The sequence below is a fragment of the Alteromonas sp. CH_MED4-4 genome (assembly GCF_037029575.1).
GTDB classification, from domain to species: domain Bacteria; phylum Pseudomonadota; class Gammaproteobacteria; order Enterobacterales; family Alteromonadaceae; genus Alteromonas; species Alteromonas macleodii.
The window spans coordinates 17,845-43,478 of record NZ_JAYMEU010000035.1 but is presented as its reverse complement, the minus strand read 5'-3'; the positions used below and the strand labels follow the sequence as shown (position 1 = coordinate 43,478).

General features: G+C 45.8%; 25 protein-coding genes. 7 read left to right on the top strand and 18 right to left on the bottom strand.

Annotated elements, in window-relative coordinates:
• Positions 1-70 precede the first annotated feature (70 nt).
• Positions 71-703, top strand: coding sequence for an SDR family oxidoreductase (locus tag WA381_RS18505; RefSeq protein ID WP_014949222.1), 633 nt, complete (start codon positions 71-73; stop codon positions 701-703).
• Between the two features lie 185 nt (positions 704-888).
• On the opposite strand, the gene WA381_RS18500 is transcribed toward WA381_RS18505, so the two are convergent.
• From WA381_RS18500 to yceD, 14 genes are all read right to left on the bottom strand, one after another.
• A complete protein-coding gene (locus WA381_RS18500) occupies positions 889-1,446 on the bottom strand; it encodes a pyridoxamine 5'-phosphate oxidase family protein (protein WP_156086316.1) in 558 nt (185 codons plus the stop codon).
• A gap of 36 nt (positions 1,447-1,482) precedes the next feature.
• Positions 1,483-2,265 carry a TatD family hydrolase gene (locus WA381_RS18495; RefSeq protein WP_014979120.1) on the bottom strand — a complete coding sequence of 261 codons (783 nt, stop codon included), beginning with the start codon at positions 2,263-2,265 and terminating at the stop codon, positions 1,483-1,485.
• Positions 2,266-2,328: 63 nt separating this feature from the next.
• Complete coding sequence (gene holB / locus WA381_RS18490) at positions 2,329-3,216, bottom strand: DNA polymerase III subunit delta' (protein WP_014979119.1); 888 nt, start codon at positions 3,214-3,216, stop codon at positions 2,329-2,331.
• Entirely contained in the window at positions 3,216-3,866 is a 651-nt protein-coding gene (gene tmk, locus WA381_RS18485; protein ID WP_156086315.1) for a dTMP kinase, read from the bottom strand. The genes holB and tmk overlap by 1 nt, the downstream gene beginning before the upstream one ends.
• Before the next feature lie 59 nt (positions 3,867-3,925).
• Positions 3,926-4,945, bottom strand: a complete 1,020-nt coding sequence (gene mltG, locus WA381_RS18480) for an endolytic transglycosylase MltG (RefSeq protein ID WP_156086314.1) — start codon at positions 4,943-4,945, stop codon at positions 3,926-3,928.
• A gap of 113 nt (positions 4,946-5,058) precedes the next feature.
• On the bottom strand, positions 5,059-5,910 hold the full coding sequence (gene pabC / locus WA381_RS18475; protein WP_156086313.1) for an aminodeoxychorismate lyase: 852 nt from the start codon (positions 5,908-5,910) through the stop codon (positions 5,059-5,061).
• A 219-nt stretch (positions 5,911-6,129) separates the two neighbouring features.
• The gene (gene fabF / locus WA381_RS18470; RefSeq protein ID WP_014949215.1) at positions 6,130-7,368 is read right to left on the bottom strand and encodes a beta-ketoacyl-ACP synthase II; all 1,239 of its coding nucleotides are present in this window, start codon (positions 7,366-7,368) and stop codon (positions 6,130-6,132) included.
• Between the two features lie 80 nt (positions 7,369-7,448).
• The gene (acpP, locus tag WA381_RS18465; RefSeq protein WP_012518211.1) at positions 7,449-7,688 is read right to left on the bottom strand and encodes an acyl carrier protein; all 240 of its coding nucleotides are present in this window, start codon (positions 7,686-7,688) and stop codon (positions 7,449-7,451) included.
• Between the two features lie 199 nt (positions 7,689-7,887).
• Complete coding sequence (gene fabG, locus WA381_RS18460) at positions 7,888-8,628, bottom strand: 3-oxoacyl-ACP reductase FabG (protein WP_014976326.1); 741 nt, start codon at positions 8,626-8,628, stop codon at positions 7,888-7,890.
• A gap of 9 nt (positions 8,629-8,637) precedes the next feature.
• A complete protein-coding gene (gene fabD, locus WA381_RS18455; protein WP_156086312.1) occupies positions 8,638-9,567 on the bottom strand; it encodes an ACP S-malonyltransferase in 930 nt (309 codons plus the stop codon).
• Between the two features lie 99 nt (positions 9,568-9,666).
• Entirely contained in the window at positions 9,667-10,632 is a 966-nt protein-coding gene (locus tag WA381_RS18450) for a beta-ketoacyl-ACP synthase III (RefSeq protein ID WP_014949212.1), read from the bottom strand.
• Entirely contained in the window at positions 10,629-11,654 is a 1,026-nt protein-coding gene (gene plsX / locus WA381_RS18445; RefSeq protein ID WP_156086311.1) for a phosphate acyltransferase PlsX, read from the bottom strand. Before plsX ends, WA381_RS18450 begins: the two co-directional genes overlap by 4 nt.
• Before the next feature lie 15 nt (positions 11,655-11,669).
• Positions 11,670-11,840: a 50S ribosomal protein L32 gene (gene rpmF / locus WA381_RS18440; RefSeq protein ID WP_012518206.1), complete on the bottom strand. Its 171-nt coding sequence runs from the start codon at positions 11,838-11,840 to the stop codon at positions 11,670-11,672.
• Between the two features lie 3 nt (positions 11,841-11,843).
• The gene (gene yceD / locus WA381_RS18435) at positions 11,844-12,377 is read right to left on the bottom strand and encodes a 23S rRNA accumulation protein YceD (protein ID WP_156086310.1); all 534 of its coding nucleotides are present in this window, start codon (positions 12,375-12,377) and stop codon (positions 11,844-11,846) included.
• 153 nt (positions 12,378-12,530) lie between these two features.
• Between yceD and WA381_RS18430 the strand changes: the two genes are divergently transcribed.
• Positions 12,531-13,151, top strand: a complete 621-nt coding sequence (locus tag WA381_RS18430) for a Maf family protein (RefSeq protein WP_156086309.1) — start codon at positions 12,531-12,533, stop codon at positions 13,149-13,151.
• Between the two features lie 64 nt (positions 13,152-13,215).
• Here the strand turns inward: WA381_RS18430 and WA381_RS18425 are convergent, their stop codons facing one another.
• Together WA381_RS18425 and rluC are read right to left on the bottom strand one after the other, a co-directional pair.
• Positions 13,216-13,923: an HAD family hydrolase gene (locus WA381_RS18425; RefSeq protein ID WP_156086308.1), complete on the bottom strand. Its 708-nt coding sequence runs from the start codon at positions 13,921-13,923 to the stop codon at positions 13,216-13,218.
• A 3-nt stretch (positions 13,924-13,926) separates the two neighbouring features.
• Positions 13,927-14,868 carry a 23S rRNA pseudouridine(955/2504/2580) synthase RluC gene (gene rluC, locus WA381_RS18420; RefSeq protein ID WP_014979112.1) on the bottom strand — a complete coding sequence of 314 codons (942 nt, stop codon included), beginning with the start codon at positions 14,866-14,868 and terminating at the stop codon, positions 13,927-13,929.
• Between the two features lie 811 nt (positions 14,869-15,679).
• On the opposite strand from rluC, the gene rne reads away from it, so the two are divergent.
• The 5 genes from rne (at position 15,680) to WA381_RS18395 (ending at position 23,779) form a co-directional block, all read left to right on the top strand.
• Entirely contained in the window at positions 15,680-19,114 is a 3,435-nt protein-coding gene (gene rne / locus WA381_RS18415) for a ribonuclease E (RefSeq protein WP_156086307.1), read from the top strand.
• Positions 19,115-19,220: 106 nt separating this feature from the next.
• The gene (locus WA381_RS18410; RefSeq protein WP_156086306.1) at positions 19,221-20,363 is read left to right on the top strand and encodes an oxidoreductase family protein; all 1,143 of its coding nucleotides are present in this window, start codon (positions 19,221-19,223) and stop codon (positions 20,361-20,363) included.
• Between the two features lie 211 nt (positions 20,364-20,574).
• Positions 20,575-22,146 carry a sensor histidine kinase gene (locus tag WA381_RS18405; RefSeq protein ID WP_156086305.1) on the top strand — a complete coding sequence of 524 codons (1,572 nt, stop codon included), beginning with the start codon at positions 20,575-20,577 and terminating at the stop codon, positions 22,144-22,146.
• A 44-nt stretch (positions 22,147-22,190) separates the two neighbouring features.
• Entirely contained in the window at positions 22,191-22,868 is a 678-nt protein-coding gene (locus tag WA381_RS18400) for a response regulator transcription factor (RefSeq protein WP_156086304.1), read from the top strand.
• A gap of 83 nt (positions 22,869-22,951) precedes the next feature.
• Positions 22,952-23,779: a haloacid dehalogenase type II gene (locus tag WA381_RS18395; RefSeq protein ID WP_156086303.1), complete on the top strand. Its 828-nt coding sequence runs from the start codon at positions 22,952-22,954 to the stop codon at positions 23,777-23,779.
• A gap of 133 nt (positions 23,780-23,912) precedes the next feature.
• Here the strand turns inward: WA381_RS18395 and WA381_RS18390 are convergent, their stop codons facing one another.
• Positions 23,913-24,377 (bottom strand): GNAT family N-acetyltransferase, encoded by a 465-nt coding sequence (locus tag WA381_RS18390; protein WP_156086302.1) that lies wholly within the window; start codon positions 24,375-24,377, stop codon positions 23,913-23,915.
• A 238-nt stretch (positions 24,378-24,615) separates the two neighbouring features.
• Positions 24,616-25,506 (bottom strand): LysR substrate-binding domain-containing protein, encoded by an 891-nt coding sequence (locus WA381_RS18385; protein WP_156087334.1) that lies wholly within the window; start codon positions 25,504-25,506, stop codon positions 24,616-24,618.
• Positions 25,507-25,634 lie beyond the last annotated feature (128 nt).

Below are 25,634 nucleotides of genomic sequence, written 5' to 3'. Positions count from 1 at the left end.
ACCCGCCTATGTATTGTGAATTCTTAAGTAGCTTAAGATGAGCGAAATCACCCACAAGGAGGATGAAAACATGGCAAATGTATTAGTAATCGGCGCATCAGGCCAAATTGGTAAGCAAGCAACAGTGAAATTGTTGGATGCTGGTCACAAAGTCGTAGCGCCAGTAAGAAGCCCAGACAAACTGTCAGATATCCAAAATGCCAACCTCACAGTGGTTGAGCAGGATTTAGAAAAAGATTTTTCAGCACACTTTGAAGGTGTGGACGTTGCGGTTTTCACAGCAGGCTCAGGCGGTAGCACCGGCGCAGATAAAACACTTATGATTGATCTTTGGGCGGCCCGCAACGCGGTTAACTATGCAAAAGCGGCGGGGACACCCAAATTTGTTATGGTTAGTTCTATTGGTGCAGACGATCCTGACGCCGTGGAGTCAGCAATAAAACCATATTTGGTTGCCAAACACATGGCCGACGAGCATTTAATTAATAGCGGCTTACATCACGTAATACTTCGACCTGGCACTTTATTAAATGAACCGGGCACGCATTTAGTACGAACCGATATGCCAAGCAATAGGGACGATGCTGTAATACCAAGAGAAGATGTAGCGACAGCTATTGTCGAAAGCGTTGCAAGAGAAAGTAATGCTGACTTGATCACTTATTTATTTAAAGGTGATACACCAATTTCCCATATTTTCTAGGTGATCGACTTTTCTAGGTGATCGGCGCCCTCTCATTTGCCAATGCGTTATCGCGTCTATTCAAGCTAGAGAGGGCTTACTTTTTGCTTAGGTCGCCGGTTTGTATACTGCTGACTTAGGTGGTGCCCAGAATAGGCAGTATCATGCACTCAATATGTGCCTACTTAGAGACTAGAGGTTGTTACCTACGGTATCAATGACTGGCTAACCCAGTTGCCATTTCCGTCTTTTTGATGCCACTCTCGACTTTGAGGGTTACCTCTCAAGTTCAGGTAATCTACGCTATCAATAGCCAGCATGATTACGCAAAAGTGAGGTGGAACTACACCAAAATCCCCTTCAACCTGTAGTGCCGAACCATCGTTTCTTGGCGTGCCAGGCTCGCCCCACAAAAACTGCTTTTTGCCTGCATCTGACAATTTATTCCAGTGCTGAGTAACTAAGTCAGCATCTTGATGTAACGTTATTATTGTTGCAGTACAAGAGAAGCGATATTGCTCCCTGGTTTTAGAAAAATACCAACAAACCTGCGAGTGAGGATTCTGGCCAAGCTGGTCATATTTATCTGAGCGGGTGTCAGAAATAACCACCAGTTGGTTGTCGTCGGTGATCCCTCTAAAAACCACGGTACGGCAGTACGGTACACCACTACCGTCCACAGTAGCTAACTGAAAGTAACGACTTTCTGGCATACTGCGAGTTTGGTGAAGACTCTTTGTCAACCCTTGTCGCCACTGGGGCATAACCACCTCCGAGAGTAAAATCGCCTATACTTACCGCTACGCGGCTTTCTTCTTCGCAGCTAAAGAAAACAGCGTGTAGAAGTTTTGCGTGGTAATTTCAGCTAATTCTTTTACCGTCACGCCTTTAAGCTCAGCAATAAATTCTGCCACTTCTACCACGTAACCTGGCTGGTTTTGTTTACCTCGATGAGGAACTGGCGCAAGCCATGGTGAGTCAGTTTCAATAAGTAGTCGCTCTAAAGGGATCGCTTTTACCACTTCACGCAATTCATCTGCTGAATTAAAGGTTACGATGCCTGAAATAGAGATATAGAAGTCCATCTCTATTGCTGCCAGCGCCATGTCTAATGACTCAGTAAAGCAATGCAAAACACCTTTAGTGTGCGCAGCTTTGTGTTGGCGGAGTAAGTTAATGGTGTCTTCCCGTGCATCCCGCGTATGAATAATTAACGGCTTTTTAGTTTCGTTAGCTACTTTGATGTGGTCGACGAAAGACGTTAGCTGGACTTCTTTACTTTCCGGACTATAAAAATAGTCCAGCCCAGTTTCGCCAATGGCTACCACTTCTTCACGCTGCGCCTTCTCTAACAGTTCTTCATAGCTACACGCTTCATCTTGATGTAGTGGGTGCACACCACAAGATACTGATACATCTTCAAACTGACTTACAGCTGCTAACATGCTGTCGTAATCACCAACAGATACGCACACACAAAGGAAGTGTTCAACACCTCGGGTTCTTGCGAAATTTAAGGTTTCAGCCAGCTCTTCTGGCCCTTGCTTAAGTCGGTCTAAGTGACAATGAGAATCTACGAACAAACTACACCTGTTTTAAAAAATTGCTGTTAGAAAAAAGGGCTTCGACAAGCCAGCGTTTGCCTATTAACGTTGAAATTGCTTTAGTAACCCAAAAAGTACCATTGATTTGTTAACACCTGCGTGCTGCAGCGTTCTTACCGCATCAACACACGCTTCATAGCGTTTAAAATCAACAGCCTGTTGACGTTTTATGTATTCGTCATGGGCCATCTGTTGACACCACAATGCGATTTGAGGCGCATTGTCCTGCCACTTATTCGCAAGCGTTTGTACTTGCAAATTTGCATCGCCTGCTAAGAGCGCTTGCATACCATCGCTAAAATTGCGATAGCTAATGTCTTCTTCACCACTGAGGGCCTCTTCTACGCGAAGAGGAGCATAGCCATAAGCTGCCAGTAACGCTTCGCTTGCATCTTCTACGCCCTTAGCGTTTAAGTAGTTCAAACTATCTGACACTGACGGGAGTGAGAGTATCTGCCGTTCACATCGACTTAATATGGTCGGCATAATTTTATTGATACTGTCAGTGATCAGCAGCAAGAAGGTATTATTTGTGGGTTCTTCTAAGGTTTTCAACAGTGCATTAGCCGCCGCTTCCGTCATGGTATCGGCACGGGGAATCAACAACACTTTATTGCCCCCCATTTGCGCAGTACCTGATAGCTTACCAATGCCCTCGCGAATTTTATCCACACCTAACTGCTTTTCACTTTCTAAAACATGAAAGTCTGGGTGGTTTCCAGCTTGCCTCAAATGGCAACTTTGACACTGTTCACATGGCCCATTTATGCTTGGCTGCTTACACAATAGCGCATTGCTTAACCCTAACGCGAGTTGGTATTTTCCAATTCCCTTTGGCCCTGTCAGCAATAAACCATGGTGTAGTTTCTTTGCCATATATCGCGACAGTAACGTCGAGAACGTTGTAGCAAACCAAGGCATTACTTGCATTAACCTTTCCCCTGCTGGCTTTCGCTACTTGTGTTCGTCACATAGTCGTTGATAATCGCAATCACGTCTTGATGAACCTTTTCCATAGGCTGCATTGCACTGACCACGACGATAGATTCATCTTGCTTAGCAAGAGACAAGTATTTTGCACGAGTTCGTTCGAAAAAGGCGAGCCCCGCTTGCTCAATGCGGTCAAGCTCCCCTCGCCCACGGGCGCGCTCTAGTCCAACCGCAGGCTCGACATCCAGATATAAAGTTAAATCTGGCTTAAACCCTTTAAGGGCGATATCGCTGATGGCCGACATTGTTTTTCCACTGACGCCCCGACCACCGCCTTGATAGGCTTGAGATGACAGGTCGTGTCTGTCACCTACCACCCACGCACCAGTATCAAGTGAAGGTAAGATTTTATTGGTAAGTAATTGCACACGCGCCGCATACATAAGAAGTAGTTCAGTCTCCTCACTCACGGTCTCATCCCAGTCGTGTTTTACACATTCTCGAATGGCCTCTGCCATCGGTGTGCCGCCTGGCTCACGAGTTTGCTCAACGCGCTTTCCTGCACCTTTTAATGCTTGAACAATCAGCCCAATCACTGAGCTTTTTCCTGCCCCTTCAAGGCCTTCAACTACAATAAACTTTCCGCGCATTACTTTTTAAACTCTGTTTTTATTTAGCTATAACGTATCGGTTGTCTGCATCAATACGGCTATCGTTTTAACTGGTATTTTCGCACAGCTGCATTGTGTTCAGCTAGTGTCGTAGAAAATTGATGGCTGCCATCGCCCTTCGCTACAAAATAGAGTGCATCCGTTGTCAGTGGGTGCAAAGCAGCGTGAATGGCGGCCTTGCCTGCCATCGCGATAGGCGTAGGTGGGAGCCCTTTAATAACATAGGTATTGTAAGGCGTTGCTGTTCGCAAGTGCTTACGGGTAATGTTTCCGTCAAACGTAGGACCGATACCATAAATCACGGTGGGATCAGTTTGAAGACGCATATTTCTGTTTAGCCTATTGACGAAAACGCCTGAAATCATGTCACGTTCCGCAGGCACAGCCGTTTCTTTTTCAATGATACTCGCCAAGATAAGAGCCTCGTAAGGTGTGGCTAACGGCAGTTCGGCATCCCGTAACTCCCATTCGCTAGAGACAAAGTCAATTAGCGCGCGGTGTGCTCTTTTCAATACCTCGCTTGCGGTTGTGCCTTTGGTAAAGAAATACGTATCAGCCAAATATACGCCCTCTGTCTGCGAAACGTTTTCGCAACACCAATCTACGCCATTATCCTGAGTGAGCTGGTTTAATTTCCCTTCGTTTAAATCAAACACCAAATCAGTGTTTTGTTTAAGCGCCTCAAGCCACTGTGCAAGGGTTAGCCCTTCGACTAAACTCACTGCGAAGAGATGCTCATCGCCCTCAGTAAACAAGGTAAACACATCTACTAGTGACTGCCCTGGGCGCAGCATGTAGGTGCCAGACTTAACAGACGTACTGCCTGCAAAGAATTTGAGCCACACCTTAGCAACAAAGGGCGACACATCGGTCATGCCTATTTTACGCAAGTGTTTCACGGTACGATAAGCGTTACTGCCGCTCGCTATCGTAAATAAGGTTTCACTTTTTAACACTAGTTCATCGGTAACCTTGCTCGAGACATACATTACGCCAAAGGCTGCCCCAACAACGGCAAGCATGACAAGAGATAATAGAATAACAATTACCCGCTTCATGCTTGAACTTCCCCTTTCTTCATTGCTTTACATTCCATTTTATTTCTTTTTACTACTAATCTGGTGAAGCTCGTAAAACGTTGACGAACCCCGTTGTAAGAAGTGCGTTTTAATTAATTTTGAAGCGCAGTCTGAAGCCGTGTCTTTAGTGCTACAATCGCATCGCTTCTTACATCAAAATCGACATAAGAGAAATCCGGCATTTGTATTTTCTGTACCGGCATTACGCCCATTAGTGCATTGGTAATTACCACTGCACTCGCTTTTCGCAAATAAGAAAGGTCATATTCCCCCACGTGAAGCGAACAATTGTCGTTTAACAGCGAATCAATAAGACACTGTCTGACTACGCCATTGACACCGCTTCCTTTCAAAGACGGGGTATACCATTGTTCATTGAGGTAGAAAAATACATTGCCAGCACTCGCTTCAATAATGTTATCTTGGGTATCGCAAACAATAGCATCGTGTGCGCCAGCGTCGTCTACTTCGTGCTTAATTAAGACTTGTTCTAGCCTGTTCATATGCTTTACACCCGCAAGCAATGGTTGAATGGCTAACCGAGTTTGAGCGCAAATTACCGTTGCCCCTTCATTCGCAAGACTATCGTAATGGACAGGGTAAGGGTGCTGGCTAAATCTGATTAATGCTTCACTGTCTTCGCTTCGCGCATACCCTCTTCCGGCTTGACCTCCCGACACGTGAACTTTTAGTACATATTTTGGAGAAGCGTTACCACCTGAGCCGTTCTTTATCGCCTTAACTTGTTCAGCAATTGCGGCTTCAAGCGCGCGGATATCAATATTGAGCTTGATGGCTGCCGCATCGTGCTTTAAACGTGAAATATGATAAGGCAATAATTCTACTTGATGTTCACTTACCAACAATGTGGTAAACACACCGTCGCCATAATTAAACGCCCTGTCACTTGATGAAATAGGCGTAGCGCTAGGAATAATTCTCACTGCCTACTCTTGTTCGCCGTTATTGTGGTTGTTGGAAGTATACCAACTTGCGTTGGTCAGACAACGTCTAGCTGAATTGATTTGGCTGTAGCGGTGTTCAAAGAGACCTGAGTTTTATGATATTCACTGTGAGATTTAACTGTATAAACAACAAAAGGCAGCCGAAGCTGCCTTTTAAATATACGTGAATTACACTTAAACAGCGTTAGCCACGCCGTATTAGATACGCTTGAAAATCAATGAGCCGTTCGTACCGCCAAACCCGAATGAGTTACACAGTGCGTAGTCTTCATTGAATGCTTTCGCTTTGTGTGCAACAAAGTCTAAGTCGCAGCCTTCACCTGGTTCATCCAAGTTAATGGTTGGCGGCGCCATTTTGTCTCGCAGTGCCAAAATAGTGAAAATTGCCTCAACTGAACCGGCGGCCCCTAGCAAATGGCCTGTCATTGACTTGGTAGAGCTAACAAGTAGCTTGTGAGCATGGTCATTGAACACGCGTTTTACTGCTGCCACTTCTGCAATGTCACCTGCAGGCGTAGACGTACCATGTGCGTTAACATAGCCGATTTCGCTTGCATCCAACTTCGCATCATTTATCGCGTTTTGCATAGACGCAGCCGCACCTTCTCCATCTTCAGGTGGAGAAGTCATGTGGTATGCGTCGCCGCTCATGCCAAAACCAACCAGTTCTGCATAAATGGTCGCGCCACGCGCTTTTGCTGCTTCATATTCTTCTAGCATTACCACGCCAGCGCCCTCACCCATGACAAAACCATCGCGGTCTTTATCCCATGGGCGGCTTGCGGCTTGTGGGTTGTCGTTGCGAGATGACAACGCACGTGCTGCGGCAAAACCAGCCATGCCTAGCGGAGTAATAGACGCTTCTGCGCCTCCGGCCAACATGGCATCAGCATCGCCATAAGCAATTGTTCTTGCGGCAATGCCAATGTTATGAACGCCTGTTGTACAAGCAGTCACAACGTTTAAATTCGGTCCTTTCAACCCTTCCATGATAGACAAAAAGCCTGAGATCATGTTGGTAATGGTTGAAGGTACAAAAAATGGCGATACGCGCTTAGGACCGCTATTTGTCAGTTTCAAATGGTTTTGTTCAATTTGTTCTAAACCACCAATACCTGAACCAATAGCTACACCTACTCGATGCGCATTATCTTGTGAAATAGTTAAACCAGAATCGACCAAGGCTTGCTTGCCTGCTGCTATACCCAGCTGGATAAAGCGGTCCATTTTCTTGGTTTCTTTCTTTTCAATGTATTCCTGCGGATCAAAATCATTAATTTGACCTGCGAAACGGGTTGAATAGTTACTACAATCGAAATGGGTGATTTCACCGATGCCGCTTTCGCCCGCGAGCAATTTGCGCCATGTGTCTTCGCTATTAAGACCTAATGGTGAAAGCATTCCAAGACCAGTAACCACTACGCGACGTTTTGTCACAAAAAGCCCTCGCTTTGGAACTAAGGTAGGAGATACAAAAACGGCTCTGTTAGAAGAGCCGTTTTGTCGCTACTTAAGACTTAAGCGTCTTTGTTAGCGTTGATGTAATCAATTGCTGATTGAACAGTAGTAATTTTTTCTGCTTCTTCGTCAGGAATTTCAGTATCGAATTCTTCTTCCAAAGCCATTACTAGCTCAACAGTGTCAAGTGAATCAGCGCCTAAATCGTCAACGAATGAAGCTTCTGCTTTTACTTCTTCTTCTTTCACGCCAAGTTGTTCAACGATGATTTTCTTAACGCGTTCTTCAATGTTACTCATAATTCTAGGTTTCCCTTAAACGTCACTAGATAATAAAAGTGCCGCTAGTTTATTTTGCAAGGTGCATCCTTGCAAGCACCAGTTTAAACAAATTTTCTGGTCAAACCAGCGACATTCGAAATTCGTAAAATACTATTTTTACATCCAAGTTCGGGTAAATACCACCCCAAACTAAGGAAAATTCGCAATTTTTGCGAATTTACCCCATATACATACCACCATTTACATGGATAGTTTCGCCTGTAATATAGGCTGCACCATCGCTTACTAAAAAGGCAACAGTGGCTGCAATTTCATCAGGCTCGCCTAATCGGTTAGCCGGAATATCTTTGAAAATGGCTTCTTTTTGGTCATCGGTCAGCGCTTTTGTCATATCGGTATCGATAAAACCAGGCGCTACAACGTTGATGGTAATACCACGAGAAGCCACTTCTCGAGCCATTGATTTAGAAAAACCAATGACCCCTGCTTTCGCTGCAGCATAGTTTGCCTGTCCGGCGTTACCTGCACTGCCCACCACTGAACCAATATTCACGATGCGACCAAAACGCTTCTTCATCATACCGCGAAGCACCGCTTTTGACAGTGTGAAAATTGAAGTTAAGTTGGTGTCGATAATGTCCTGCCACTCGTCATCTTTCATGCGCATTAGCAGATTATCACGTGTGATGCCTGCATTATTGACCAAGATATCGATACCACCATGTGCTTCATTAATCGCTTTAATCGTGGTATCTACGCTTTCTTTGTCGGTGACATTTAGTGCAAAGCCTTTGCCGCCGAACTCAGAAAGATAATCGCTGATCGCTTGCGCACCATTTTCACTGGTTGCGGTTCCGATAACCGTAGCACCTTGCTGAGCAAGCTGCGTGGCAATCGCTTTGCCTATACCTCGGCTTGCGCCGGTAACAAGCGCAATTTTACCGTCTAATTGACTCATTGCGTTTCCTTATTGTTTTAATGCTTCAACACCATCAGGTGTATTAACTGCAAGAGATTCTAGGCTCTTGTCGATACGTTTGTTCAATCCAGTAAGTACTTTACCTGGACCTACTTCAATAACGCGCTCAACGCCCGCTGCCGCCAAATATTCAACGGTACGCGTCCATTGAACGGGGCAATATAGTTGTCTCACTAATGCGTTCTTGATTGCATCACCTTGGGTTTCAATAGTGACATCAACATTATTCACGATATTAATTGCAGGCTCATTAACGTTCAATGACGATAACGCGTCTTCCAACTTATCTGCTGCAGGACGCATTAACTCACAGTGTGAAGGAACGCTTACCGCAAGAGGAAGTGCGCGCTTTGCGCCCGCTTCTTTACACGCATTAGCAGCTTGCTCTGCGGCGTTCTTTTCCCCTGCAATAACCACTTGGCCTGGAGAGTTGAAGTTTACTGGCGCAACCACATCGCCTGTAGCAATAGCGGTTTGCTGACAAATATCAGCAATGGCGGCATCGTCTAGTCCGATAATGGCATACATGGCACCCGCACCTGCTGGTACAGCTTCTTGCATGTATTTACCACGGGCTTCCACAAGCTTGATAGCATCAGCAAAATCCATGGCGCCGCCACATACTAATGCTGAGTACTCACCAAGGCTGTGACCCGCTAGGTAATCAACATCGATGCCCTGCTCGCGAATAACACGCCAAATTGCTACGCTAGCAGCAAGCAACGCTGGCTGAGTGATATGCGTTTCGTTAAGTTTACCGTCTGTATCATTTTGGACTAAATCCCACAGATCGTAGCCGAGCGCGTCAGAGGCTTCTTTAAACGTTGCTTCGATAATAGGAGAAATTTCAGCAAGTTCCTTTAGCATACCTACGCTTTGAGAACCTTGTCCTGGAAATACACAGGCTGTCTTTGTCATGTCGATTCCTTATTATTTTTAATTTACTAGAAACGAGAAAACGTCTGAGTTGGAGTGCCCCTATCGAGGCAAAAATCACCAAGGCAAATATCTGCAAGGCTAATAGCGTACAAGCGCCGATGCCCAAGCAAATCCGCCTCCGAATGCTTCTAGTAATAAATGCTGTCCGCGTTGAATGCGCCCGTCTCTGATAGCGGTATCAAGCGCTGTAGGCACAGTAGCAGCAGAGGTATTACCATACTGCTCTAACGTAAGCACTACCTGATCAAGAGACATATTCAGCTTTTTAGCTGTCGCTTTAATAATTCTAAAGTTTGCTTGGTGAGGTACTAACCAGTCAAGATCAGATTTTTGCATACCGTTGGCAGCAAGGGTTTGTTCAACCACTTCTGAAAGCTTGGTTACCGCCACCTTAAAGACTTCATTTCCACGCATCACACCCCAGTTCTCGTGAACCGACTGCTCGTCACCACGGGTTGGATTACCCACGTACAGCAAATCGCCGTGAGAGCCTGATGCGTTGATATGTGTGGAAAGAATTCCAGGTTCATCACTTGCTTCAATAATCGTTGCGCCTGCCGCATCGCCAAACAAGATAACCATGGTTCTGTCTTCAGGGTTTATCAAGCGGCTTAAACAGTCGGTACCGACTACAAGAATACGTTTCGCCATTCCAGACTTAATGTATTGATCGGCAACACTTAACGCGTAGCAGTAACCCGCACACGCAGCAGCTACGTCAAAAGCAGGAATACCGTCAATATCTAGAATGCGTTGAATTTCACATGCTGTGCTTGGAAGCGCATAGCGACCACTTGTGGTGGCACACACAATCATGTCGATAGATTTCGGGTCAATGCCAGCCATCTCAATGGCTTTCTTACTGGCTTCTGCCCCCATGGTAGCAGCGGTTTCATCTGCTCCAATAATACGTCGCTCTTTTATCCCGGTACGGTCAGTGATCCATTCGTCACTGGTGTCCACCATTTGCTCTAAATCTGCGTTTGTACGCACGTCGCTGGGATAATAGCTACCTGTTCCTATAAAGCGTGAATATTTGCTCAAAGCTGCTCCAACAATACCGTTTCTATCTTTGTCTTTATCTTTTCAGGTAAATGCATCTTTGCTTCTTTCATTGCTTGCACTATGGCGTAATAAAAGGCGTCTTTTTGTGCATTTCCGTGACTCTTGATAACAATGCCGCGCAATCCTATCAGACTCGCACCGTTATACTGGTCGGGGTTCACGCTGTTATAGATAGATTTCAGTAATGGGAAGGCAATTTTTGCCAATAATCGGGTATAAAAGTTCTTCTGTGACTGACGTTTTACTTCGTTTATCACTAACTTAGCCAGCCCTTCGCTCGATTTAAGCGCTACATTTCCGGTAAAACCGTCTGTTACCACTACATCGGCATGATCGGTGAAAATGTCGTCGCCTTCTACATAACCAATATAGTTTATGCCTGGCGCGTCTTTAAAAAGCTGGTCGGCAGATTTTACCTGTGCGTTACCTTTAATATCTTCTTCGCCTACGTTCAATAAGGCAACCCGTGGCGATGCTATGCCCGCCACCTCTTGCGCAAGCACTGAGCCCATAACGCCGTATTGGAAAAGTATTTCAGGCGTGCAGTTTACGTTAGCGCCTAAATCCAAAAGAAAAACGTTATGGTGCCCTGTTGTAGGCATCATATTAATGAGTGCGGGCCTGTCAATACCTGATAAGGTTTTAAGCAAATAGAACGATAAGGTAAGCAATGCACCGGTATTACCTGCGCTTACACACGCGTTAGCCTCGCCACTTTCGACAAGCTCAATAACGCGACGCATAGAAGAATCTTTCTTATTTCGTAGCGCTGACGTAGGCGCTTCGCCCATCTCAACGACTTGTGAGCAATGCACAATAGTAACGCGGTTGCGCTCAGAATCAGTAAGGGGCTGTATACCTGCTTTGATGGTATCTTCATCACCGCATAGCGTGAAGTGCACGTCTGGGTGAAATTGAATAGCCTTTACGGCTGCGGGAAGGATAACAGGGGGACCATGATCGCCCCCCATGATATCTAACGCGATGGTTAGTTTAGACAAAATGTAGTCGCCGTATTACGCGCCGATTACTTTCTTGCCTTTGTAATAACCGTCAGCGGTCACGTGGTGACGACGGTGAGTTTCGCCCGACGTTGAATCGACAGACAAAGTCGCGCCTGTCAATGCATCGTGTGAGCGACGCATACCGCGCTTAGAACGCGTTTTACGATTTTGTTGTACTGCCATAACTTACTCCTGGTCTCGCTTAAGTTCTTTCAAAACCGCGAAAGGGTTTTGTCGCTCTTGTTCCGGTTCAATCTTTCCAAACGACATGTCGTCTCGCTTTACCGTACACTCCGACTCTGCATGAAGGGGTACAATTGGCAAAGATAACAGTAGCTCGTCTTCAAAAATTTGAAGCAGACTGACTTCTCCGTGGTCGTTGACCTCTACCGGTTCGTAAGCCTCGGGAATGATGTCGTCGCTTTCCTGCTCTTCTCCCTGCACTGGAGTAAAACAGAATTCCGCTTCCACGGGATAATCGAGTTCACCATTACACCTTTGACAGATAAGTGTTACCTGCGTGGCTAAATGACCGTGAAAAACAGTAAGACCCTGCGCGTCTTTTTCGAACTGCACTTCTGCGTCCACATAGTCACTGCATCGGACAACTGCTTCACTCAATCGTTCCATATCTTTAGACGCAATCACGCCCCGGTAATCGGAACGTTTCATGGCACTTTTAGTCGGTTCAACCGAATGAGGGAGTTTCACTTTCTGCATAGGGCGCGCATGATATAGGGTCAACCCCTTCCTGTCAAAGCAAAATTGCGTTTTAACCTACAATAAAACGCTGTATGTGGTGCGCAGTGATAATGTAACATTGTACTACTAACTAAAAGTACGCAACATATTGATTTTATAAAAGGAGTAATTGTGGCCTCCCTTGTTCTCGCCTCATCATCGCAATACCGAAAAATGTTGCTCGCCAACATTGGTATTCAGGTAGACACCCACGCACCAGATATTGACGAAACGCCCTTTGCGAACGAAAGCCCTACTGCATTGAGTTTACGTTTAGCCGAACAAAAGGCGCACAAGGTTGCCGCTGAATTAGAAAAGATAAATAACGACACCATTATTATAGGGAGTGATCAAGTAGCTTTGGTCCAAACCGATGCGGGCCCGCAGCTACTTGGCAAGCCCGGTACGTTTGAAAATGCAGTAAACCAGCTAATGGCATGCCAAGGTAAGCAAGTGTCATTTTATACTGCACTTTGCCTTCACCAACCTAGCGCTAATAAAACGATAACACAGGTAGATGAAACACGCGTTTTCTTTCGCCTTAACAGTGAGGCTGCCATTCGCGCCTATGTAGATAAAGAGCAACCACTTGATTGCGCCGGCAGTTTTAAAAGCGAAGGTTTGGGTGTATTACTGTTCGATAAAATAGAAAGCCGCGACCCTAACAGTTTAATCGGTCTTCCTATAATGCTGCTAAATGAATTACTGGACGCACACTTCGATGTGGATTTATTAGCAATGGCTGCACAGTAAGCCACTAATTCTGTCAGAGCAGTTGTATCAAAGCAGTGCTACAAACCAGCGCTACAAACCAGCGCTATTTGAATAGCGCTGTTTCTAGTTCACTTATAGAGTGTACAAGTGCAACAGGTAACAACGCTTCTAAATGAACCTGCGCGTGAACGCCATATGACACACCTATCCTATCCATACCAATCGTTTTCGCCATTTGCATGTCGTAGGTTGTGTCACCAATCATAACGGCGTCTTCTATTTTTACACTAAGTTCATCAAGTAACTGTAGGAGCATGTCGGGCGAAGGCTTTGATTCTGCCTCATCGGCGGAACGTGACGCACTGAAGAAAGGTCCCGTCCCTGTTTGTGCCCACGCTCGATCAAGACCACGGCGCGCTTTACCTGTCGCAACGGCCAATGTGCACCCCGCTTCTTTCAAATTACTAAGTAACGGTTCAACGCCATCAAACAAAGGACACGGCGTTGTATCGCGAGTGACAAATGCCTCTTTATAGGCGGCGACCAAACGTTCGGCTAACTCATCGTCTTTGATATTAAAAAGCTGTTTAATGGCAGGCTTTAAACTTATACCAATAATGTGGCCTACTTCGTCGTAGGTAGGAACAGGCATATCACACTGCTTTGCGGCAAGCTGCATGCAGCTAACAATTTTTGCCGCCGAATCCATGAGCGTGCCATCCCAATCAAAGATAACAAGTTTGTACTTAGGCAGTGTTTTATCTAACGAAGTGAAAGACTGTGTTTCCACAGCCTGCTTTTTTGAATGCATAACTTACAGCGCTTTAAGTGTATTTGAGAGAGTGTCGTCTAACGGCGCGGTAAATGTTACGCGCTCTTCAGTCGCTGGGTGCAGCAGTGAAATACTGCGAGCGTGAAGGAACAGTCTGTTCAGTCCTTTTTGGCGCATTGCCGCGTCGAAATCCGCATCACCGTATTTTGGGTCACAAGCAATAGGATGACCCGCATGCAAACAGTGAACGCGAATTTGGTGGGTTCTACCTGTAATAGGCGACGCTTCAACCAAGGTTGCACCTGCGTATTCCTCTAATATGCGATAGCGAGTTTCTGACGGTTTACCATCGTCGCTTACGCTTACCATGCGCTCACCCGATTGCAGCACATTTTTACGAAGCGGCGCTTTAACTTTAAATCGGGTTTTAGGCCACTCACCTGCAACTAGCGCATTATATCGCTTGTCCATTTTGCCAGTGCGAAGCTGCTCATGCATGTGGCGAAGGGCAGAACGTTTTTTAGCAATTAAAATGCAGCCCGACGTGTCACGGTCTAATCGGTGTACCAATTCCATAAATTTGGCATCAGGACGCAAGGCTCTTAAGCCTTCGATTAAACCAAAGCTTAAGCCACTTCCTCCGTGAACGGCCATTCCCGATGGCTTGTTGATAACAAGTATACGGTCGTCCTCGAAAAGGATATGCGACTCTAATGATGCAATTTTATCGAGCTTTGGCGATGGCGCAGGAGCACCTTCCGACACGCGAACCGGTGGAATTCTGATTAAATCGTCGGCTTGTAACTTATATTCAGGCTTAACACGACCTTTATTCACCCGCACTTCACCTTTGCGTAAAATGCGATAGATCATGCTTTTGGGCACGCCTTTTAGCTGGGTGCGCAAAAAATTATCGATACGTTGACCAGCCAAGTCGGCTTCAACCGTTACAAAACGAACTTTTTGGGGAGCTTCTTCTTTCATGTTCTGAGTATACCCCATTGCTATTTCTCTCTGCCAATTGAAAGTGAGAAATAATTGAAAAAAGCCCTTATCGATGCAATTTTAAACAAAGGCAGTTTTTCTTTAAGTCTCTAGCCTTCGTTACCAGCCCACATATTGAGATATACACAATTTATTCACTTGCTTTCCTTGCTAAAAAAGCGTTTTTGGTGCGATAATTAACGACGTTTTTTGGACGGTACAATTCACACATAAGTTTTTGATGTCAGGTGGTAAGTAAAGCCCCTCTCAAAAGCGTGAAACCAAGCGTTATAAAAACAACAATCAAGAAAGAGATAGCAATCTATAAAGAATGACGATGCTGCTCAAACTTGTAAAACGAAAAAGTATGGCGTTCGCGTTGGTAGCATCCGCAATGAAAATTATTTTTCAGGCCAACCAAGCTAGAGAGGCAACGACTACACTGCCGTGATAAAGCAATCGCCATTGCTTGCGAACATAAAATAAGTTTGCCGTTAACTAACAGAATTAAATGACACGCAAGCAAATAAAATTGCTTGTAAAAAAGAATACAGTAATAAGGGCTAGTCGCTCCCGACATCCTTAAAGCAGTGTGGCCATAGTAATTTGCTTGAGAATTTGTCTGAAAATAAGACATAAGCGAATTCAATTGAATTTGAGTGCTAAAAACGGCGCTAACATGGCCAACCACCAGGGATAATGCGACGATACAACAAGGTCCCCGTCCAGCCGTGAGGTTGCGCGGTGAGGGTTTGCACATGTCACTTTAATTTTGTGTCTTAACGGCTGTACTAAAACAGAGTTAGATACAATGAAAAGAATGTTAATTAATGCAACTCAGCAAGAAGAGTTGCGTGTTGCCCTTGTTGATGGGCAACGGTTGTACGATTTAGATATTGAAAGCCCAGGGCACGAGCAGAAAAAAGCGAACATCTACAAAGGTAAAATTACCCGCGTTGAACCAAGCTTAGAAGCTGCTTTTGTTGACTACGGCGCAGAGCGTCACGGTTTCCTTCCCCTTAAAGAAATTGCCCGCACTTACTTCCCTAAAGGTTATAAATTCGAAGGCCGCCCAAACATCAAAGATGTTATCAAAGAAGGCCAAGAAGTTATTGTTCAAATTGACAAAGAAGAACGTGGTCAAAAAGGCGCGGCTTTGACTACATTCCTATCGCTTGCGGGCAGTTACTTGGTACTTATGCCAAATAACCCACGCGCTGGCGGTATCTCTCGCCGTATTGAAGGTGATGAGCGTACAGAACTTAAAGAGTCACTAAGCAAGTTAGATCTTCCTGACGGTATGGGTCTTATTGTCCGTACTGCGGGTGTAGGTAAATCTTACGAAGAATTAGAATGGGATTTAAAAGTCCTCCTCAAGCACTGGGAAGCGATTTCCGAGGTAGCTGAAGAGCGCGAAGCACCTTTCTTAATTCACCAGGAAAGTAACGTTATTGTACGCGCTATCCGCGACTACCTACGTCGCGATATTGGCGAAATCCTTATCGATAAAACCAGTATTTACGAGCAAGCGTTACAGCACATTCAATTAGTGCGCCCTGACTTTGCAAACCGCGTAAAGCTTTATCGTGGTGAAGTGCCTTTATTTAGTCACTACCAAATCGAAAGCCAAATTGAGTCTGCATTCCAACGCGAAGTGCGTTTGCCTTCTGGCGGCTCAATCGTTATCGACCCAACAGAAGCACTTACCTCTATCGATATTAACTCAGCCCGCGCAACTAAGGGTGGTGATATTGAAGAGACAGCACTAAACACTAACTTGGAAGCTGCAGACGAGATTGCCCGACAGCTGCGCCTTCGCGACCTAGGCGGATTGGTTGTAATCGACTTCATTGATATGACGCCAGTACGTCACCAACGTGAAGTTGAAAACCGCATGAAAGACGCGGTAAGAAGCGACAGAGCACGAGTACAACTTGGTCGCATTTCTCGCTTTGGCCTTTTGGAAATGTCTCGCCAGCGTTTACGCCCTTCTCTAGGTGAATCTGCTCACCATGTGTGCCCGCGTTGTTCTGGTCACGGAACTATTCGCGGCACCGAATCTTTGGCGCTGTCTATTCTTCGTATTCTGGAAGAAGAGAGCATTAAAGAGAATACGGGGCAAATTGAAGCGCAATTACCTGTTCCGGTAGCGACGTACTTACTTAACGAAAAGCGTAAGTCTATTCAGCTTCTAGAAAAACGCCACGGCGTTGACTTGTTACTTATTCCTAACGCGAATCTAGATACACCGCATTACCAGGTATTACGCAGACGCCCGGATGACGTTGTTTCGGAAGCGAGTTATGACGTAGAGTTAATGCCTGCGGTAGAAGCTGAGACGGAAACGACGACTTCTGCACCGGTTAAGCGTGAAGAGCCAGCACTTAAAGGCCTTGTCGCACCAACGGCTGCACCTGTTGTAGCGCCAAAAGAAGAGCCAGCGAAGAAAGCCGACGATGTGCCTTCGCTATTTGCACGATTTGGTAAATGGATTAGTGATTTGTTCGGTAGCGAAAGCGAAGAAGAAACCAATAAAGACAAGAATCCACAGTCTGGTAATAAAAATAGAAACAACCGCAGCCGCAACAATGACGATCGTCGTCGCAAGCCGCGTAATAAGAATAATCGTCGTGGCAATCAGTCTCAAGGTAAAGACCAAAACCGCGATAGTGAGCAGCAGGATAATCGCAAACCGCGCAGCGAACAACAACGAGACCAGAGACAAGACCATCGTCAAGATCAAGATGATAAACGCAATAACAAAGGTCGTAAGCCTCGTAAGGCACAGCAACCACGCGATGAGCAACAAAAGCCTAAGCACGAAAAGCAAGATGGCGAGCAGCAAGAGAACCAAGCGCAGAAGAAACGTGAAGTTGCTGAACGTAGAAAACGTCGTGATAAACGCCGCAGCGTTCGTGTGAAGAAAGATGACAACGCGGTAAATACTGCTGAACAAAACGAAGCGCAGGCCGCACCAGTAGCCAAAGAAACGCCAGTGCAGCAGAAAGCTAAAGCTGACACTAAGCCGAAAGCGCCGAAAGCAGAGACTCCAGTTGAAAACACGGCAGAGCCGAAGCCGGATGCGCAAAAACCAACAGTGAAGGCAGAGAAAAAATCAGCTGAAAAACCTGTTGAAGCGAAACCAGTATCGGATGCTGTTAAGGGTGAAGATGACTCATCTGCGGTAACTAGTGATGCCGTTGAAAATACTGATGCAAGTACCGACGCTAATAGTGAAGAGCAAGGTCAGAAACGTGAAGGCCGTGGCCGTTCACGCCGCTCTCCACGTCATGTTCGAGCAGCAGGTCAACGTCGTAAGAAAGAGTCGCAGCAAGTTGACGATACAGACACGCAAGCTAAACAACCTGGTGAGTTGTCACCACAGCAGGCGGAAACTGAAGTTGAAGCGACAGCTAAAACCGAGGCACCTGTTGTTGAAGAAACACAAGCGCAAGAGCCTGGACAACTAGCGCCGGCCGACGAGCAACCTGTTTCTAAACAAGATAAGCAAGAAAAAGCTAAGCTTGATGTTGAAGCGGTTCAAGACGAACTTCAGTTTGATGCAGAGCCTTCAGCGGGTACAGAGCCTTCAGCGGGTACAGAGCCTTCAGCTGACGATAAAGCTTCAGCTGACGATAAAGTTTCTGCGGAAGAAGTAACTTCAGAAGAACCTGTTGATTCAACTGAAAAGGTAACGTCAGCTGGCGACAACGCGACGACTGAAGTCGAGTCTGCTCAAGCGACCGAAACTTCGGTGCAAGAAAGCCGCGCCGAAGAAAAGGCACAGACGGAACCTGCAGTTGAAGGTAAAGCAACACAAGCTGATACTGCGCAAGAAGCCACGGCGCCAGAAGCTAAAGACGGAGCAGCAGCATCGCCAGAGCAAGTTGAAATAAACTTGGCTGACGCACCTGTAGTTGCAGAACCTGAAGCACCAGCACAAGAAGCTAAAGCAGAGGCGCCAGCGGCTAAAGAAGAAGCTGAAAAAACAGCAGCGCCTTCTTCAAGCCTAGCAGCCAGCGGCAAAGGAAAGCGTGGTGCATCGCACCCTATGGCATTGCCTGCAGCAGTAAACGACGCGTTTGTTGATGTAGCGCTTACCGCTAAAGCTGACGACACACGACCTGCACTCGCAGTATCGGGTAAAACTGCAGCGATGTCGCACGTAACGTCACGTGCATCAGCAGTAACAACGCTTCCTCAGTCGGTAGATGACGTTGCCGAAGTAGCAGCAGTGGCTGAATAATTTTCAGTCGCTAGTGCGCTAATAGCTAATTGACGTAAAAGCCGCTTTCGAGCGGCTTTTTTGTTTGTTAGTGTACGTTTAACATCGAGTCCGAGTTGAGAATAAAATGTCAGATACGGTAAACCAGCAGTATATAGATTGGTTAAGCCAAGTATGTAGCGCGCAAGTATTAGACACACAAATGATTCAACCTCTTTGGAGTGGCTACGGTGCATGCTTTCGTGCCACTTTGGGCTATCCCAATAGTACTTTTTCAAAGAACCAGGACGAGAGTAGCCCTTCCCAAGAAAGCCAGTATCACCAAGCTCAACAAAACCCACTTGGCGCGCAACAAGGTGGAGACGAAGCAGCGCTAAAAGTAGTCGTGAAATGCGCCACTCCGCCACGCAGGCTCTCACACCCTAAAGGCTGGAATGGTGAAGCTAGCCACAACCGTAAGTGCCAATCTTTTAAGGTAGAGAACTGTTTTTATAGCGACGTTCAAGTCCAAACTGATGCGTCGTGCCGTACAGCTAAATGCTTAGGGCACAGCCAACAGGGCGAAGCCTCCCTTCTTGTTATGGAAGACTTAGCACACAGCGGCTATTCTCGCACGGCCTCTTCACTTACCGCTGCGCAATGCATCACTGTTTTAAAATGGCTTGCCAACTTTCATGCGCGCTTTGTCAATGTAAGAGGTGAATTTGATAGCCGAAGTTTACAATTATGGCCTGAAGGCACTTATTGGCACTTGGCAACCCGTGAAGATGAGTTCAACGCCATGTCGGATGGATTACTAAAGCAACATGCTGTCGATATATCTACCACGTTAGGCGACGCTCACTACCACACTTTGGTGCACGGCGATGCTAAAGTGGCTAACTTTTGTTTTACCGAAGATTTTTCTGACTGTGCAGCTGTCGACTTTCAGTACGTGGGTTATGGCGCAGGCATAAAGGACGTGGCGTATTTTTTGGGCAGTGCCCTATCAACCCAAACCCACATGAAGCATCGTGATGCACTGCTCAATACCTACTTTCAAGCGCTCGAAGATGCGCTACACACTCGATTGGCTAACAATGATAGTTCGGCTTGTTTCAAGCGTGCTGATATTGCGCTTATCATTGCTGAATGGAAGTGCCTGTACCCCTTCGCCTGCGCTGACTTTTATCGGTTCTTAGCGGGTTGGAGCCCCGAACACTGGAAAATAGATGAAGAGCTCCAATATCAAACAGATATTGCCTTGTCTATTCTTGAGCGCACGGCTTAAACGATCACGTTTTCATAGTGATCATGCCTTTTATAAACGCACTTTTTTCTTCTCTCTCTCGCGCCCTTTGTTAAGTTCTATTTTTACACCAATTCCCCCGTCATGTCGCTGGTAGCCCATCTGCTCAGACTTGCTATTTTATTACCGTGAAACTGCACCATTAAATTACATTTAGCGTATATAGTGACAAATAATCATGACGCTGCTGCCAATGTACAAACGTAAACTCTACCTTTTTGGGCTTCTGTCCACATTTATCTTGTTGATAGCATTGGCCAGCGCAGCTATTTCTGCACATTTAACACGCACTAACCTAGCGCAAGCACAGCTCGCTCAATCGCTGCTGTCAGAGCACCAACAGTTATCAAGTATTTCCTATAGGCTTTTCAAACAGCTAACCGATGAGCTTATTTTTGGTAAGAATGCAAACCAAGCGAAAGTGAGAAATAAGCAACAACAAATAGAAAACTCGTTGAACCGTATAAAGTCCCTGGAACTTGCACAACGCGAAGCACTAGGGCTTGAGGCAACACTAGGAAGCGTTGAAGATACTGATGAACTTGAAGCGCTCATTCAAAGCATTGTGGAAGAGTTTAGAGCTATCGCGCTAAGTAACGACAGTACTCCACTTAATCAACAGCAGCGCCTTCAAACATTACTAGAGGTTACAATCGACAACCAGTTTAGGGAGGCCATCAACTCTGCAGTAAACCGCCAGACAGGCGTTGTATCGCGCATTAACGCTAGCATTGAAACGCTAAACACCAGCATTGTGTGGTTTACTATCAGTTTAGGTCTTATTACCTGTCCTTTTATTCTGCTGGGTTGCTATTGGCTATTCAATGCCCTGTATCAGCCGCTTACAGTTATTCGCACGGGTACCGATGCCATTGCCTCGGGAAACTACCACTATCGATTGCCTGAAACCCTGGATAGCGAATTTACTGACTTGGTCAAAGCACTAAATTCCATGATAGCGCGACTACAAGAACACGAAGACCAGGCTGATGCCCATCGTAAGCACTTAGAGTTTGAAGTGGAGAGCCGAACCCGGGCGTTAAAAGAAGCTAACAATAAACTCACTCAGCTGGACGCAAAGCGCCGACAATTTATGGCTGATGTAAGTCACGAATTGCGCACGCCGTTAACCATTATTCGAGGCGAAGCGCAGGTAACCCTTAGGCAGGCTGCGGCTAGCAACGAGATTTATAAAGAAACGCTAGAAACCATACTTGAGCAAGCCGTGAACTTAAGTAAGTTGGTTGATGATTTGCTGCTGCTAGCGCGTGCCGAGATGCACGAATTTACTGTAGATCTGGTTAAATCTGACTTACATAACCTGCTTACACAAAATATGGCGTTATGGCAAAAGCTCACAAAGCCAAGAGACCTATACCTTAAATGGCTTGCCAATAATGAGGTCCAAGTGCTCATCGACAAAGACAGAATTGCGCAGGTACTGACCATCCTTATCGAAAACGCGCACAAATATTCTTATCCCGATACGCCCATTGTGCTGCGCGTTGAGAGCGAAGGCCCGAATATCAACGTATCGGTCATTGATAGCGGTGAAGGCATTTCGTCAAGTGATTTGCAGCACGTTTTTGAACGCTTCGTTAGGTTAAAGCGCAAAGGCAATGGAATGGGGCTAGGTTTGTCTATCGCTAAAGCGATAGCAGAAGCCCACCACGGTACATTGAGTGCGCATTCCACATTAGGTAAAGGCTCGCAGTTCACGTTGACGCTGCCAGTTTTACAAGACCACGCGACGCCCTTAGATTAATAACAACCGTTAAGTAACATCGAACGACTAGGATCATAACAACAATGAAAATTCTTATTGCTGATGACGAAGCCCCCTTGCTACGCTTTCTATCACGAGGCTTAAGCGCTGAAGGTTTTGAGTGCATCGAAGAGTCGGCATTACACAACTTAGTCACGCGCATTCGCCATGAAACCCCTGCCATTATTGTACTTGATCGCATGTTTGGTGATGAAGATAGCGTAGAGCTGCTGCCCGCAATCAAGTCGCTTCCCCATGCCCCTATGGTTTTGTTGCTAACCGCAGTGGACGAAGTACGCGAGCGCGTGAATGGTTTAAAACAAGGCGCGGATGACTATTTGTGCAAGCCATTTGACTTTGACGAACTACTTGCGCGCATAACGGCCTTAAGCCGAAGAGTGACGAATACACCGGTTACCCAATTAGGCCTCACCATCGGACCGTTAAACATCGATGACGAGTCACGTATTGCGACATTGTCTGGAGAAGAGATTTCACTCACCAAACTAGAATACGACATGCTCTACTACTTCGCAGAAAATGCTGAAAAAGTGCTGTCTCGAGAACGCATATTAAGTCGAGTATGGCGAAGTCACAGCGATCCGCTAACTAATGTTGTTGATGTGTATATCAGTAGGCTGCGACAAAAGCTTCACAGCAGTGATGCCATACTTATTGAAACTCTGAGAGGCAACGGCTATCGGTTGACCACCAGAAAATAGTCGTTTCGTCTCATTAGCTATTGCATTCATGTGTTATCCCGCCTAATTTGAACACTCGTTCAAAACTTATATAAAGGATAATTATGGCTCGCTCACCTTCTTCATTACTCTCAAGGCTATGTTGCGCGACCGCTGTAGGCATTAGTCTATTGTCATCACCAGTCTTCGCTCAGACAGACACCAGAGATGCCGCGCAGCCTGATAAGAATACAGCAATGTCTGCACGGGAATTGCGAGCACCAAAGGTTATCTTTTTCGATGTTAATGAGACCTTGCTAGACCTCACCGCCATGCGCAGCTCGGTAGGCGAAGCCTTGGGCGGTCGAGATGATTTGTTGCCACTGTGGTTCTCTACTATGCTGCATCATTCACTGGTTGATTCAACGACTGGCCGCTTTCATACCTTTGGAGAAATTGGCGTTGCCTCCTTGCTGATGGTCGCTGAAATTGAAGGTATTGAATTGACCAAAGAGCAAGCCAAAACGGCAATTGTCACCCCTTTGCGAAGCCTACCACCCCACCCTGACGTGCGCGATGGCTTGCAGGCACTTAAAGACAAAGGCTATAAACTCGTAAGCCTTACCAACTCATCTAATCAAGGCGTTTATACCCAATTTAAGAATGCTGATCTTTTGTCTTATTTCGACGAGCGACTAAGTGTTGAAGACATTAACTTATATAAGCCCGATACACGCACTTACGAGTGGGCTATTGAAAAAATGGGTATAGCAGCAGAAGACGCTATGTTAGTGGCGGCACACGGTTGGGATATTGCTGGTGCAAAACAGGCAGGCTGGCAAGCCGCGTTCATTGCACGCCCCGGCAAGGTACTTTACCCGTTAGCAATAGCGCCTGACACGGTGGTAAGCGGACTAGATGAATTAGTCTCCCAGTTACCCGATGCCAAATAAGCGTTAGGGTTGATGGTATCTAGGTGCAAATAAAAGCACAGCTTATCGGTTGGCACGGGTGAACATAATTATTAGGTCAAACGCCTGGGCCATAAAAGGTCATGCCAACCAATATTTCGAGCTAGGCACTGAGCTACGCTTTTGCCGTGCCTGCTCTTTTCATATCGATGTGAGGAATATCGTCTTCCAAATACATAGTCGAAGTGGCTTCAAACCCAAAACCTTCATAAAACCGTTTTAAATACTCTTGCGCGCCAATTTCAATATCACAGCCTGGCCATAACGCCTCACAATGATCAATGGCTTCACGCATAAGTGCTCTGCCCGCCCCTTTACCTCTGAACGCTTCGCTGGTAGCTACTCGACCGATACTCACCGATGGATAACTTACCCCTTCGCCAAGTAATCGTGCACACGCTACCAATTTGTTATCTTGAAACCCCATTAAATGATGAGTTTTCGGATGGCGGTCTTTTTCGTCAAGCTCCGGATAGGCACAGTTTTGCTCAACGACAAAAACATCGACACGCAGCTTGAACAAATCGAAGAGTTGATGATTAGTCATTTCATTAAATGTAAGTGATTGCCAGGAAACCATGTTGCCTCGATGATTTTTTATTATTAACGTTTGAGTAGCGCCTTTAACAGATCCTGTTAAAGTTTTAGATGTCAAAATACAAATTTTAAGATGCCAATTTTAAAATACTAACTTTAAATTGCTAACTTTAAAATCTTTGCGACGATAACGATTGGTTTAGTGTAACGCAACCCATTTTACTCACAACTTATGCTACAGCCTGAGCACCACACGCGTAGGTCAAGATACTCTGGATTATTCAGGCCCTAGGGTTAAGATACTCGTTGTTCGCCAACCCTGCCTTTACATAGTCAATGAACATTTTAACCTTAGAAAGGTTCTTACGCCCTTCAACACTTACCACCTGTATAGGCAACTTTTTGTCTTCCACATCTTCTAACAAACTTACCAAATCACCACTTCTAAGTGCTTCAGCAACCTGATAGGACATCAACCGAACAACCCCAACGCCTGCAATGGCGGCGTTAATAGCCGCTCTGTTTTGGTTGGATTGAAAACGAGGTGTGAGCTTAATGGCAATAGGTCTGCCGCTTTTGTGATACGTCCATACCGCTGGCTCGTTAAAGCGCGTCGGATAAAGCACACTATGCCGTTTTAAATCTTCTGGCTTTTTTATGGCCGGGCTACTCGCCAAGTAGCTAGGCGCCGCACAGGTTACACGCCGTACGTATCCTACCGTAACACCGTAAAGCGAGGAGTCTTTCGGGTTACCTATACGTATTGCTACATCCATATTGCTATCAATTAGATTCACCACATCGTCGTGAAAATGCCCATTAACCCTAATGTCGGGATAGTCCTTAAGGAATTGGGATATTATTGGCGTTACATAACGTTCGCCGAACAAAATTGGTGCCGTGATATTAAGCTCACCTCTGGGCACTAAATCAATGCCAGACACAGCAGCTTCACTTTGCTCAATATCTGCCAGTATACGTGAAACATGAATAAGGTAATGTTCACCAACCTCACTCAATTTCACTTGTCGCGTTGTGCGATGAAAAAGTCGAGTATTTAACTGTGCCTCTAAATGTGCAATACACCGAGTAACCGCAGGCGCTGACATCGACATCACGTCTGCAGCTCCTACAAAGCTTCCCGACTTAGCAGCCTCTGCAAACACTCTCATGCACAAAAGCTTGTCCATATTATTTCACTCAATGAAATTATAAATTTCAAAAATAGCTAATTATTAAATAAAAGGAAAGTTCTAATATCGCTATCAGCTTTTACACGTTTTCGTTCAGGTTAACGTTT